Annotated in this window: 12 protein-coding genes; 8 read left to right on the top strand and 4 right to left on the bottom strand. The window is 40.4% G+C overall.

Annotated features, from left to right (window positions below; translation table 11 throughout):
- Positions 1 to 63: 63 nt before the first annotated feature.
- Together GHC26_RS07300 and GHC26_RS07295 are read right to left on the bottom strand one after the other, a co-directional pair.
- Positions 64 to 753 (bottom strand): aspartate/glutamate racemase family protein, encoded by a 690-nt coding sequence (locus GHC26_RS07300; protein ID WP_163970606.1) that lies wholly within the window; start codon positions 751 to 753, stop codon positions 64 to 66.
- 421 nt (positions 754 to 1174) lie between these two features.
- On the bottom strand, positions 1175 to 3196 hold the full coding sequence (locus GHC26_RS07295; RefSeq protein WP_163970605.1) for a methyl-accepting chemotaxis protein: 2022 nt from the start codon (positions 3194 to 3196) through the stop codon (positions 1175 to 1177).
- 190 nt (positions 3197 to 3386) lie between these two features.
- Here GHC26_RS07295 and GHC26_RS07290 point away from each other — a divergent pair, with 190 nt between their 5' ends.
- The 5 genes from GHC26_RS07290 (at position 3387) to GHC26_RS07270 (ending at position 8056) form a co-directional block, all read left to right on the top strand.
- Positions 3387 to 4601 carry a CynX/NimT family MFS transporter gene (locus GHC26_RS07290; protein WP_163970604.1) on the top strand — a complete coding sequence of 405 codons (1215 nt, stop codon included), beginning with the start codon at positions 3387 to 3389 and terminating at the stop codon, positions 4599 to 4601.
- Positions 4602 to 4735: 134 nt separating this feature from the next.
- Positions 4736 to 5482 (top strand): 5-oxoprolinase subunit PxpB, encoded by a 747-nt coding sequence (pxpB, locus tag GHC26_RS07285; protein WP_163970603.1) that lies wholly within the window; start codon positions 4736 to 4738, stop codon positions 5480 to 5482.
- Positions 5479 to 6243 carry a 5-oxoprolinase subunit PxpA gene (gene pxpA / locus GHC26_RS07280; protein ID WP_163970602.1) on the top strand — a complete coding sequence of 255 codons (765 nt, stop codon included), beginning with the start codon at positions 5479 to 5481 and terminating at the stop codon, positions 6241 to 6243. Before pxpB ends, pxpA begins: the two co-directional genes overlap by 4 nt.
- A 26-nt stretch (positions 6244 to 6269) precedes the next feature.
- A complete protein-coding gene (locus tag GHC26_RS07275) occupies positions 6270 to 7217 on the top strand; it encodes a 5-oxoprolinase subunit C family protein (protein WP_163970601.1) in 948 nt (315 codons plus the stop codon).
- A gap of 239 nt (positions 7218 to 7456) precedes the next feature.
- The gene (locus GHC26_RS07270) at positions 7457 to 8056 is read left to right on the top strand and encodes a pyroglutamyl-peptidase I (protein WP_163970600.1); all 600 of its coding nucleotides are present in this window, start codon (positions 7457 to 7459) and stop codon (positions 8054 to 8056) included.
- A 12-nt stretch (positions 8057 to 8068) separates the two neighbouring features.
- On the opposite strand, the gene GHC26_RS07265 is transcribed toward GHC26_RS07270, so the two are convergent.
- Positions 8069 to 8431, bottom strand: coding sequence for a hypothetical protein (locus tag GHC26_RS07265; protein ID WP_163970599.1), 363 nt, complete (start codon positions 8429 to 8431; stop codon positions 8069 to 8071).
- An 83-nt stretch (positions 8432 to 8514) separates the two neighbouring features.
- On the opposite strand from GHC26_RS07265, the gene GHC26_RS07260 reads away from it, so the two are divergent.
- Both GHC26_RS07260 and GHC26_RS07255 read left to right on the top strand, forming a co-directional pair.
- On the top strand, positions 8515 to 9696 hold the full coding sequence (locus GHC26_RS07260) for an MDR family MFS transporter (protein ID WP_163970598.1): 1182 nt from the start codon (positions 8515 to 8517) through the stop codon (positions 9694 to 9696).
- Between the two features lie 21 nt (positions 9697 to 9717).
- Complete coding sequence (locus tag GHC26_RS07255; protein WP_163970597.1) at positions 9718 to 10458, top strand: Cof-type HAD-IIB family hydrolase; 741 nt, start codon at positions 9718 to 9720, stop codon at positions 10456 to 10458.
- A gap of 495 nt (positions 10459 to 10953) precedes the next feature.
- Here GHC26_RS07255 and GHC26_RS07250 read toward each other — a convergent pair whose 3' ends face one another.
- Positions 10954 to 11952, bottom strand: coding sequence for a YeiH family protein (locus GHC26_RS07250; protein ID WP_163970596.1), 999 nt, complete (start codon positions 11950 to 11952; stop codon positions 10954 to 10956).
- A 166-nt stretch (positions 11953 to 12118) separates the two neighbouring features.
- Between GHC26_RS07250 and GHC26_RS07245 the strand changes: the two genes are divergently transcribed.
- Positions 12119 to 12304, top strand: a complete 186-nt coding sequence (locus GHC26_RS07245) for a cold-shock protein (RefSeq protein ID WP_163970595.1) — start codon at positions 12119 to 12121, stop codon at positions 12302 to 12304.
- Positions 12305 to 12384: the final 80 nt, after the last annotated feature.

The raw sequence follows: 12384 nt of genomic DNA, 5'->3' as shown, positions 1-12384 counted from the left end.
TAAATTAACTAAAAGTAAATCGATCCACGCTACACGTGCTTCTCCAGTATGGTCTCGCACACTTTATTCCAACGCTTCTTCCACTGCTTTTGTCACATGAATATCCATCGTACTAAAAACAGGTAGGCTGCTATCTTTTTGTTTAATAAGTAATGGAACCTCAGTACATCCTAATACAATTCCTTCTGCACCTTCTTGTTTAAGGTGTTCAATCATACTTTTTACCTTCTCACGGGATTCATCCAATATCTTTCCGACACATAATTCTTCAAAAATAATCCGGTTTAATTCCTCGCGTTCCTCTTTTCCAGGTGTCAAAACGTCAATTTGATGTTGCTGGAGACGTTCATGATAAAAGTCCTCTTCCATCGTATATTTCGTCCCAAGTAGCCCTACCTTATGTATGTTTTGTTCTGTGATCGCTTTAGCAGTTGCATCTCCAATATGGATAAATGGCACCGTTATAGCCGCTTCGATATCAGCTGCTACCTTGTGCATGGTGTTCGTTGCTAGGACAATCATATCAGCACCAGCTTTTTCTAAATCACCTGCTACATTAGCTAGGATCGTTGCACTTTTGTCCCAATCACCGTTTCGTTGATACTCCTCAATCTCAGCAAAATCAACACTATATAGAATACATTTCGCTGAATGAAGTCCTCCTAGTTTCTCACTAACTTGTTGATTGACAATCCTGTAGTATTCTAATGAGGACTCCCAGCTCATTCCACCAATAAGACCGATCGTTTTCATATCAAAAACCTCCTTTTCTATTAGTTTAATCTTATTAAAACCCTTCGTCTAGAATGATAAATGAGAAAAGGGAGTGGAGGTCATGATTTTGAGAGGGTGTTGCAAGCGTTGATGACAGGTTTGCACGAGTTAGCAAACTTATTGCACGAAATGAGGTTCCTGATGCACGATTTCGGTAAGTTTATGCACGACTAAGGAGTAATCACGCACGACTTTCCCATCATCCTGCACAACTACCAGCACCCAAACACCGATTAGAAAAACTCACATTCGCTCGTCTTTTAGCGAAGGTGTTCGTTTTTCTTATACTTGGGACATAAAAATTTTAGCTATGTAGAGTCCAATTCTTGGCTAAAATTTTATACTTTTCTAACGTGTAAAAAAAGACCATATTCCACATATGGCCTTCCCTCGTCCTACCTTATTCAATGTTAAATTTTTTCATTTGTTCTTGCATGTCTGTTGCATAAGATTCTAATTGCTCGGCAAGTTTATTTAATTGTTCCATCGATGCGGTTTGTTGTTCAACAGATGCTGAGATTTCTTGCGTGCCAGATGCCGTTTCTTCACTGATTGTAGTGATAGTTTCGGCGTTTTCTGTTAGGACTTTCTCCTGCTTTATGATATCTTGCATCACATCCATGACCTGTTTGATCCGCTCATTATTGGATGTAATCGTTGATTGGATATTTTCAAAAGCGTCACCTGTTTCATTAACGGCGGCACCTTGCGTTTGGATCACTTCGTCTGTGTTGGCGATTAATGCTGCCGTTTGTTTGGTTTCGGTTTGCATTTCCTCGATTAAAGAAGATATGTCCCCTAAAGCATGCTCGGTTTGTTCCGCTAATTTGCGAACTTCACCAGCGACAACGGCAAAACCTTGTCCATGTTCACCAGCACGTGCTGCCTCGATAGCTGCATTTAATGCCAGTAAGTTCGTTTGACTTGCTACCTCAGCAATTTTTGTAACAATGTCATTAATATTTGTAGATTTTGATTCAAGTGTCTGGATTGCTTTTACAACCTCTGTTGTCATGTCACTTGTTTTTTTTGATTGCTGGCGTAAACTGTTAACAGTTGTTGCACCTTGCTCGGATACCTGGATCATGTTTTGTGCATTTTTATAAACATCTTGATGGTATTTGTTAATCTGTCCGATTAAATGATCTAATTCCGTCGTTGCACGGTTGTTTTGCTCCATCATTTCGGATTGTTTGCTAGCACCTGTGGCAATTTGTTCCATGGTTGTTGCCACTTCATTGGAGGATGCAGTGCTTTCTTCGGCATTGGAAACTAATGTTTGTGATGCATCAGAGACTTGATGAGATGCTTCTCTCATGTTTCTTATCATCGTCCGCATTTGGCTAAGCATATGATCAAAGCTGTTAGCAAGCTGACCAATTTCGTTATTCGTTTTAATCGCTGGTTTAGCTGACAAGTTGCCGTCTTCCACCTCTTTCATAGCGTTCTGTAGGGTCTTAATAGGTTTGGTGATTCGGTTACTTGTCATAAACGAAACAACAATTGCGATGATAATGACGATCCCCAACGTGATCATAATAGGAATTAAAATGCCATTCGCTTCTTCTTGGAAATCACTTGCAAAAACAATCGCACCAATGACCCAGCCAGTTTGTGGGTTTGTTGTATATCCTAATAGACGTTCATTTCCTTTTTCCTCATACTCAATAAGCCCACTTTCCTCACCATTTGTCAAGCGTTCATAATAGGGTTCTTCGTGGGCGCCAATCCCAACTAATTCCTCGTCCTGGTGGGCGATAAAGTTTTCCCGACCATCCATAATCATCGTTTGACCTGATTTTCCAACTTCTATATTGGTAGCCATATTGGTCAACGTGTCTGTTAAAACATTGACTGCTACAACCCCAACTAATTCATTCCCATTATAAATCGCTTTTGCTGCGGTAATGACAGTTTCTTTTGTAACAGAATCTAAATAGGTATCCGTCCAAATGACTTCTCCCTCGGCGTCTCTTGCCTGTTTATACCATGATCGGCTTCTTGGATCATAGTTATCATCACTGGAGGCACCAGGAATAACCGTCTCGGTTGTCTCTTCCAATCCAGCATAAACACTTGCATACCCATCATTCATTACTTCCGTTTCTTCTAAATAAGCTAAAACGTCCTCGCGATTTTCAGGGTTATAGTCGGTCAATAATTCATTTTCCGAAAAACGGTTTAATGTATTTTCTGTATTGGTAAAAAAGACATCAAACGTATCATTTAAATTTTCGGTTTGTGTTACGACACTATCTGCCATTTGGGCAATCATCGCATTCATGCTTAATTGATAACTTGTGTAGGCAATGATTCCACCAGCAATGATAATCAATGCTAGGAATGGAAGTAGAATTTGGCGTTGTAATTTCGACTTTCTTTGCTGATTTGGTTTGGTTAGGTTACGTTTCCGTTTTTTCATATACTTATGTAATCCCCCTCTTTTTTCGAACAGTATCTAAGGTGGTTGAATATATATTATCGGATAATTTACTAGAATTGTATAGTACCTTTTTGAAAAAATTAGCGAATCGTGGAGTCTACTTTTTCCGTTACAGGTTTGTTATGCTATATTAGAACATAACGGTTATAGAGGAAGGGAGTCTTGTTCGGTGGAAGGACAATTAGCAAATAAACAAACAAAGCGCCTGTATCGCTTTTTATTAATAGTAGGAATTATTGTGGTTGCATTCAATCTACGGCCAGCGATCACATCAGTTGGACCATTGATCGGGGTCATACGTGATGATATCGGCTTATCAAACTGGAGTGCAGGTATTTTAACAAGCTTACCACTAGTTGCCTTTGCCATTATGTCTCCAGTAGCACCACGCCTCGGAAATCGTCTAACCAATGAACGTGCTCTGTTATTAGGATTAATTCTTCTATTTATTGGAATTACGGTTCGATCTATTTCGATGGTATTCCTTTTATTTGTAGGAACCTTATTTATTGGATTAGGGATCGCCATTTGTAATGTGTTATTACCTGGTGTTGTAAAAGAAAAATTCCCTACTAAAGTAGGTCTCATGACAAGTGTTTATTCGACATCGATGGGGATTTTTGCGGCAACGGCTTCTGGTGTCAGTGTACCACTAGCAAGTGGATTGAATTTAGGGTGGCAATCAGCTCTAATCGTGTGGGCTACGCCAACCGTTATCGGAATTATCATCTGGATCTATCTTTCCCGAAAAGACAAACAGGACCAGGATGAAATCGAGATGCAATACGTCAGTACAAGTGATAATCGTATGTGGAAATCCCCGCTTGCATGGCAGGTTGCCGCTTTTATGGGGTTACAATCGTTTTTATTTTATGTCACGATATCGTGGCTACCAGAAATTTTGCATGACTATGGCGTTAGTATGGAAACAGCTGGCTGGATGCTCTCCTTCACGCAGTTTGTTGGCTTACCTGCAAGCTTTCTCGTTCCAGTCATTGCAGGTCGTTTCAAATCACAACGAGGTATTGTACTTTTGATGGGAGCCTTTGCTGTGACTGGTTATGGCGGGTTATTACTCGGAAATTCCTATGTTGTCATGGTCATTAGTACGATTTTAATTGGTTTTACGTTAAGTGGAAGCTTTGCGTTAGCATTAGCGTTTTTAGGGATGCGTGCACGCACATCACGACAAGCAGCAGAATTATCTGGGATGGCGCAAGCATGTGGGTATGTGTTAGCAGCGGTTGGCCCGATGTTTATTGGCTTTTTATATGATGTAACCCATGTCTGGACTGTTCCGTTAATCACATTAATTGTTGTGTCTCTCTTAGTTGTATCGTTTGGAATGGGTGCAGGACGCAACAAATATGTGCTGGAGGATTAACGGATGGGAAACGTTTACCGACAATTAAACAAAAATAAACTAGACTCGAACTTTTGTGACAAGTTATGCTATTATTTTAGTATGTGAAAAAACATGGCATTAGTCTTAGTTGTGAAAAAACTGGAGGCGCGTGTATGATGGAATATTCGATAATACCAGCAGGGGATAAAGCGGTCAAAGTATGGTTTCATGACGATGTATCTCCTGGTTTAAATACAACCATTCAACGGTTTTGTGATCGATTAGAAGCCATAAACATAGCTGGTGTAACAGAGTTGGTACCTGCATTTGATTCGGTTACCATTTATTATGATCCAACTATTATTTTATACGAAGATCTTCATAGGGAGATTTCTGAAATCTATGAAACACCAGTAAAGAATGGAAACTATGAAGCACGCTTGATTCATGTTCCTGTTGTTTATGGTGGGGAATATGGACCTGATTTACAGCGAGTTGCTGATCATAACAATTTAGCGACAGATGAAGTGATTAAACGACACCAAGCACGAGAATACCTCATCTATATGATTGGCTTTTTACCTGGATTTCCTTACTTAGGTGGACTGGATACAACCATTGCAACACCACGTTTGGAAAACCCACGTGCTTCGACTTTTGCGGGTGCAGTTGGGATTGCCCATGAACAAACGGGAATCTACCCCGTCGAATCACCAGGTGGGTGGAATATTATTGGGAAAACCCCGCTACATTTAGTAGACCTTGAGGCAGACAGTGGTTCCTTCTTATTTAAAGCTGGGGATTTTATTCGTTTTTTTGAAGTATCAGAGAAAGAATTTCAAGAAATTGAAAAACAAGTAAATGAAGGTACGTATCAACTAGATATTTCGAAAAAGGAAGTGGAGGAGGATGTTGGATGACGCGTGTTGATTTGAATTGTGATATGGGAGAAAGCTTTGGTGCCTATTCCTTTGGTGGGGATGAGGCGATCTTAAACTACATTACATCTGCTAATGTTGCTTGCGGGTTTCATGCTGGAGATCCTCGTGTCATGGAGGAAACAGTTCGTTTAGCGAAAGAAAAACATGTAGCAGTTGGTGCACATCCTGGCTTTCCTGATTTAGCTGGCTTTGGTCGACGGTTTATGGATATCGCACCAGAAGAAATCTATCAATTAGTAGCCTATCAAATTGGCGCATTACAAGCATTTTGTAAGATTCATGGTGTCGTGATGCAGCACGTGAAGCCGCATGGTGCGTTGTATAATACCGCTGCAAAAGATCGTGCTATTGCAGATGCTATTGCGCGTGCTGTACGTGATGTAGATGATTCCCTTATTTTGTTTGGCTTAGCTGGCGGTGAATTGGTCGCAGCAGGTCGTGCAGCTGGATTAACGGTAGCTTCAGAAGTGTTTGCTGACCGCACCTATCAACCAGATGGCACACTAACATCAAGAAAAGAGGCGAATGCCTTGATTGAAAATGTGGATACAGCCGTGAATCAAGTCGTTCGGATGGTGAAGAAAGGTGTCGTGACAGCTGTTAATGGGGATGAAGTTGCGATTAAAGCAGATACAGTGTGTGTTCACGGTGATGGAGCACATGCCATTGCGTTTGTGGAAAAACTACGTGAAGTGTTAACCGAAGCAGGTGTGGAAGTGACCAGTGTAGGGAAGAAATAGTTAAAAATAGATTGAGGGCGGATAGGATGGAACAGAAAGAATTATTTCATGTGAAAAAGCCTGGTATTATGACAACATTCCAAGATATGGGTCGGACAGGCTATCAGCGTTTTGGGGTACCAGTTTCAGGTGCGATGGATCCATTTGCATTACAAGTGGCAAATATATTGGTTGGAAATCCACGCGATACCGTTGCGTTGGAAGTGACATTGATTGGACCAACATTGGAAGTATTGGAACCGATGACAATCGCGATTACAGGTGCTAACTTGAATCCAAAAGTAAATAATGTTTCTGTTGGGATGTGGAAGCCGATTCGCCTGGAAGCTGGGGATGTCCTCACCTTTGGCCAGCACCATGAAGGAGTACGTGCTTATATTGCGGTTAGTGGGGGTGTTGATGCACCAACCATTTTCGGTAGTAAATCAACAGATATGAAAAGTGGCTTTGGCAGCATGCTGGAAAAGGGAACGGTCATTAAGGGTGATAGTGATAATCGAGAGGTAGCATCCCTTGTTGGGTTATCCCAAAAAGTTGTTCCAACATATGCGAAATCAGTGAAAGTAGGCGTGATCGAAGGACCACATACAGATTTATTTACGGAAGAAGGCCGAACACGATTTTTTGATACCGTTCATGTGGTGGATGCAAATTCCAATCGAATGGGGTATCGTCTTGCATCAGAACCAGTTACATTGAAGGAAGGATCTGATATCTTTTCCGATGCCATCCCATTTGGTGGGATTCAAATACCACGGAATGGCCAGCCAATTATTTTAATGGCAGATCGCCAAACAACAGGTGGCTATCCACGAATTGGGACTGTCATTTCTGCTGATATCCCCAAATTAGCGCAACTTGTACCAAAGGGAGAGATTCAATTTTACCCTATTTCAGTAGAGGAAGCACAGGATCGGTATATTAAAATGGAACAATTTTTATATCAATTAGAAGTTTTTCGGCGTTATGTTTAAGAAAACATGTTATGATAGAAATGTAGATTTATCACGTGTTAACTGGCAGGCTGACTAAGAACGCCACGTCTAGCACGCCCTGTCGAGTCGGAAACCCCCACCGAATGAGTTAAGCTTTATTTTTACATCTTGGGTAGTCGCTGTTTTTTATGGAATGCGACTGCTGGAAGATGGTGAAAAAGGCTATGGATGTGAAAAGATGATAGTGGCCAAATGTTAAAGAAAAGGGAGAGGAAAAGATGAAAAAGTTATTACTTACAGGGTTCGAACCATTCTTGCAGTTTCCAATCAACCCTACCAATGATATTGCTAAGGAACTAAATGGGCAAGAAATCAATGGATATGAAATTATTGGGGAAGTATTAACGGTTGATTTCAAAAAAACAGGTAAACAGTTGATTGAGCTTATTGAAAAACATGACCCAGATGCAGTCATTTCGCTTGGTTTAGCTGGTGGACGCGATCGTGTGACACCAGAGCGTATTGCGATAAATTGTAATGAGGGTCCTGAGGATAATACAGGCTATAAACCAAATGGTGAGAAAATCACCGAAGATGGTCCAGATGGCTACTTCTCGACTCTACCAATCCATGATATCGTGGATAAATTAAAAGAAGCTGAATTACCAGCAAATATTTCTAACACAGCGGGTGCATATTTATGTAATAACGTCATGTACCATGGATTGCATTACTTTAAACAACGTAATATGGATCGTCCATCCGGATTCATTCATATTCCAGCATCTCATAAACTAGCCTTAGAAAATAGAAAACTTCCAAGCTGGTCTCAAGCAGATTTAACACGTGCTATCAAACTAGCCATTGAATGTTTATAAGGAGATTATGTATCACGCGAATAGAGTGTCGCGTGATACTTTTATGAGGTTGGATTGAGAAAGGTCGCGTGTGAACTCGTGCGGGAAGTGGAGAAGGTCATGCGACAGCACCTCAAACTCATGCAAGAAGGAGAGAAAGTCGTGCGACCACACCTCCAACTCGTGTGAGAAAGCGAGAAAGTCATGCGACAGCACCCCAAACTCATGCGAGAAGTGGAGAAAGTCATGCGACAAGGCATTAAACTCGTGCGAGAAGTGGAGAAAGCCATGCGACAGCACCCCAAACTCATGCGAGAAAGCGAGAAAGTCATGCGACAGCACCTTAAACTCGTGCCCCACTCCCGTAAACTCGTTCAACAAAACCCAAACATCCACACCAACCTCTCCAACCCAATTACATTAGTTGCGTCCTTTATAGAAATCGGCTACAATTACCGAATGAAAGTGGGGTGTTGTGGATGCCAAAACATGTTTGGATATTAGTGGTCCTCACAACAATTAATGTGACGGGGGCTTCTTTTTTATGGCCGTTAAATACCATTTATATGCATAATGAGCTTGGTAAAAGTTTAGCTTTTGCGGGGCTTATTTTACTGTTTAATCAAGGTGCTGCCATCATTGGGAATTTAGTTGGTGGCGTGTTGTTTGATAAAATCAGTGCATATAAAACGGTCGTGATCGGAACTATTATTGCACTTATTTCTTCTATTTTTTTAGCGTTTTATCATAGTATTTTGCCATATTCGATTTTCCTTGTATTGATCGGTTTTGGTGCAGGGATGACGCGACCTGTTTTATTTGCGATGGCAGGTTCTGTTTGGCCTGAGGGAGGCCGTCGTGCATTTAATGCGATTTATGTGGCACAAAATTTAGGGGTCGCGATCGGTGCTGCTTCTGGTGGATATATCGCGAATATATCGTTTGATTATATCTTTGTTGCAAATGCCATTATGTTTAGTGTATTTTTCACCGTTGTGTTGGTTACGTTTAAAAGTATGGATAAGGAGCGTAATCGACAAATGAGTACCTCGGTTATTGAACAAAGTAAGAAAATCACAAATAAGTCATCGTTTGTTGCACTTCTTATCCTATGTAGTGGCTTTTTGTTAACTTGGGTCGCGTATAGTCAGTGGCAGTCAACGATTTCCTCCCATACCCAGGATATTGGTATTCCATTGGATTTATATAGTACCCTATGGACGATTAATGGAGGGCTTATTGTCCTCGGTCAGCCACTGATAAAATGGATAACCAGTTATATTACAACTCAAAAAATGCAAATCTATGTAGGGAATACGATTTTAATGTTTTCCTTTGTGGTTGCCATGTTTGCCGAAAACTTCTCGATGTTTGCCATTGCAATGGCTATTTTGACCTTTGGCGAGATGTTAGTATGGCCAGCGGTTCCAACACTTGCGAATGATTTAGCACCTAAGGGTCGAGCTGGATTTTACCAAGGATTTGTCAATAGTGTTGCTGCTGGTGGTCGAATGACTGGCCCATTAGTTGGTGGATTGATTGTGGATTTGTATAATATTCAATTATTGTTCTTTGTCATATTAGGATTACTGCTCATACCGTTTATTACAACTAGAATATTTGATCGTGGAGTACAAACGGAGACAGCAGATGCGAGTTGATATGAAAATGAGGTGAAGATAGTGGCAGATGCGTTAAAATTAGTTGCGTTGGATATGGATGGTACGTTATTAACGAACAAGGAAACATTGTCCACTCATACAAAAGAAATCATTGCCAAGGCATTGGAACAAGAGGTACATGTTGTGATAAGTACTGGACGTTGGCTTGATAATTGCTATTCTTTTGCAGAAGAATTAAATCTCAATTCCTATTTGATCTCTAGTAATGGCGGGGAAATTTGGACAATGGATAAAGAACTTATTGACCGTCACTTATTGAAAGCGGAAATGGTGGAAAAACTATATGAAATGGCACAAAACCTAGGGTTAAATACATGGATGGTAACGACCAATAGTGTCTATAGAGATGGAAAGCGTCCAGATGACTTTTATATACATTATTGGTTGAAGTTTGGCTGTGATTCACTAGAGAAAGAAAAACTAGATGAATTTGTTAACGAGCTTTCGTATTATGAGGAGTTAGAATTATCCAACTCCTTGCCGACTAACGTGGAAGTGAACCCTATCGGAGTAAATAAAGCTGCAGCCTTGAAAAAGGTGTGTGACTTGATCGGCATCTCGATGAACAATGTGATGGCCGTTGGGGACAGTTTAAATGATATTAAAATGATACAACAGGCTGGATTAGGTGTTGCAATGGGAAATGCACAACAAGCGATTAAGAATGTTGCAGATCATGTAACAGATACGAATGATCATGATGGGGTCGCCAAAGCAATTGAGCGTTTTATCTTGAAATAGGATTTTCATAATGGCTAAATGATGATATTGAAACAGGAAAAGGAAACAGAGCACGTCTCTCAGTGCCCGAATGGGTAAGAAAACCAGCGGAAAGGAAACAGAGCGCGCCTCTCAGTGCCCGAATGGGTAAGAAAACCAGCGAAAAGGAAACAGAGCGCACCTCTCAGTGCCTGGATGGGTAAGAAAACCAGCGAAAAGGAAACAGAACAGTCCTCTCAGTGACCAAACCTTATTTATATGGAAGAGGGGTTGCCCTCTAGGAGGCAACCCCTCTGATTGAACTTTATTTTGTTGTTTCTAACGAAAAAAATCTTTAAGTGGAACTATAATCCGAATAAAAACAATAATATTTTACCACTAATTACAGTTTTTTTTACTGTTTGCAGCAATATCTTATGTTATATAAAAACCCATGATTCCCGAACGTCAACGGGGACCATGGATTTTTTGTTTGACGCTACTTTCAGATTTTTAGCCAGCACCGCATCTCACATATTAAATACCTGCTATCCAGAACATGATAATAGATAATAAGATCGATGTTATTACCATCGCAATGAGTGGTTTTAATGCTTTGTCCTTTACATCTTTCAAGCTAACATTTAAACCAAGGCCAACCATGGCAGATGTAAGGATAAACGTAGTTGCCACACTAACACCTTCCATTACTGCATCTGTAACTGGAATATAAGTTCCTAGTACATAACTTCCGATTAAACTCATGGCAATAAACCCAAGTAAGAAATAAGGAAAACCAACTTTAGCTTCATTTGCATCGTTTTGTGATTTTCGCTTGTTCATCCAAAAGATTAGAATAAAGCATAATGGAACTAATAATAGGACACGGCCTAATTTTGCAAGGAGCGCAATCGCTAGAGCATCTTCTCCTGCTGGTTCGGCAGCTAAGGCAACGTGCGCTAGTTCATGTAAGCTCAAACCTGCCCAGATGCCATATTGTGTTTCACTAATAGGGAGGAGCGGAAGAACAATCGCATAAATGATCGAAAAAATGGTCCCAACTAACGCAATAATCCCTATTCCAATTGCAGTATCTTCTTCTTTCGCCTTTACAATTGGTGAAACAGCAGCAATGGCAGCAGCACCACATACACCAGTCCCAACACCAAGTAAGAGTGCAAGCTGCGTGTTGGCTTTCAATTTTTTCGCAATATAGACAGTGAGTAAAATGGCAAATGCAATGGATACAGCACCTTTTGCTAATAAGCCTAAGCCATCCTGCAATATAACATCTACGTTTAATTTGAGACCATATAAAATAATGGCAAAGCGAAGTAAATATTTAGAGGAAAATTGGATTCCAGCACGTAATTTTTCTGGATATCCGAAAATTTGCCGGTAAACAATGGCTAATAGAATCGCACTAGCTAAAGGACCAACACGATTAAAACCAGGGACAAGTGCTAGGATATACCCAATAAGTGCGATGGAAAATGTAAAACTGATTCCTAGCAGTAGTTTATTGGTTGACTGCATTTATGAATGACACCTCTTTTCTAATCTAAAGGAAAAATAATTACATCCATAGAGTATAACGTTTTGTCGTTATTCTGTCACGGGGGCGTTTGTTTAGACACATCTAGTTTTATTTATAAGCTAAAAGGAGTATAATGGACATAGTATCAAGAAAGGGGTTGCTGTTATGTCTTTTTCACGCGGACCTAAAGAGCCAGTAAACGAAATTGAGACCAATGTGTGGTCATGTACGAATGAGGATTGTAATGGATGGATGAGAGAATCTTATAGTCTAAAGGAGGAGCCTACCTGCCCGATTTGTCAATCGACAATGGAGCCAGAAGTGCGTACTCTTCCAGAAATTAAACAGTAGTAACAAGGGAAAACGAGATAAAGTCTTATGCTGAAGCTATTGGCCAAATAGTGTTTTTTTAATGGTTTCATGATGGAGTA

The organism is Oceanobacillus halotolerans, from assembly GCF_010993955.1.
Lineage (GTDB): Bacteria > Bacillota > Bacilli > Bacillales > Amphibacillaceae > Oceanibacillus_A > Oceanibacillus_A halotolerans.
The sequence above is the reverse complement of the archived record's forward strand: the minus strand, read 5'-3'. Positions and strand labels throughout refer to the sequence as shown.

Excerpts from the sequence above, each read along its gene's own strand:
- GHC26_RS07250 (WP_163970596.1), bottom strand. The coding sequence starts at position 11,952 with ATGCAGTCAACCAATAAACTACTGCTAGGAATCAGTTTTACATTTTCC.
- GHC26_RS07295 (WP_163970605.1), bottom strand. The coding sequence starts at position 3,196 with ATGAAAAAACGGAAACGTAACCTAACCAAACCAAATCAGCAAAGAAAG.
- pxpA (WP_163970602.1), top strand. The coding sequence starts at position 5,479 with ATGACGCGTGTTGATTTGAATTGTGATATGGGAGAAAGCTTTGGTGCC.
- GHC26_RS07300 (WP_163970606.1), bottom strand. The coding sequence starts at position 753 with ATGAAAACGATCGGTCTTATTGGTGGAATGAGCTGGGAGTCCTCATTA.
- GHC26_RS07245 (WP_163970595.1), top strand. The coding sequence starts at position 12,119 with ATGTCTTTTTCACGCGGACCTAAAGAGCCAGTAAACGAAATTGAGACC.
- GHC26_RS07275 (WP_163970601.1), top strand. The coding sequence starts at position 6,270 with ATGGAACAGAAAGAATTATTTCATGTGAAAAAGCCTGGTATTATGACA.
- GHC26_RS07260 (WP_163970598.1), top strand. The coding sequence starts at position 8,515 with ATGCCAAAACATGTTTGGATATTAGTGGTCCTCACAACAATTAATGTG.
- pxpB (WP_163970603.1), top strand. The coding sequence starts at position 4,736 with ATGATGGAATATTCGATAATACCAGCAGGGGATAAAGCGGTCAAAGTA.
- GHC26_RS07270 (WP_163970600.1), top strand. The coding sequence starts at position 7,457 with ATGAAAAAGTTATTACTTACAGGGTTCGAACCATTCTTGCAGTTTCCA.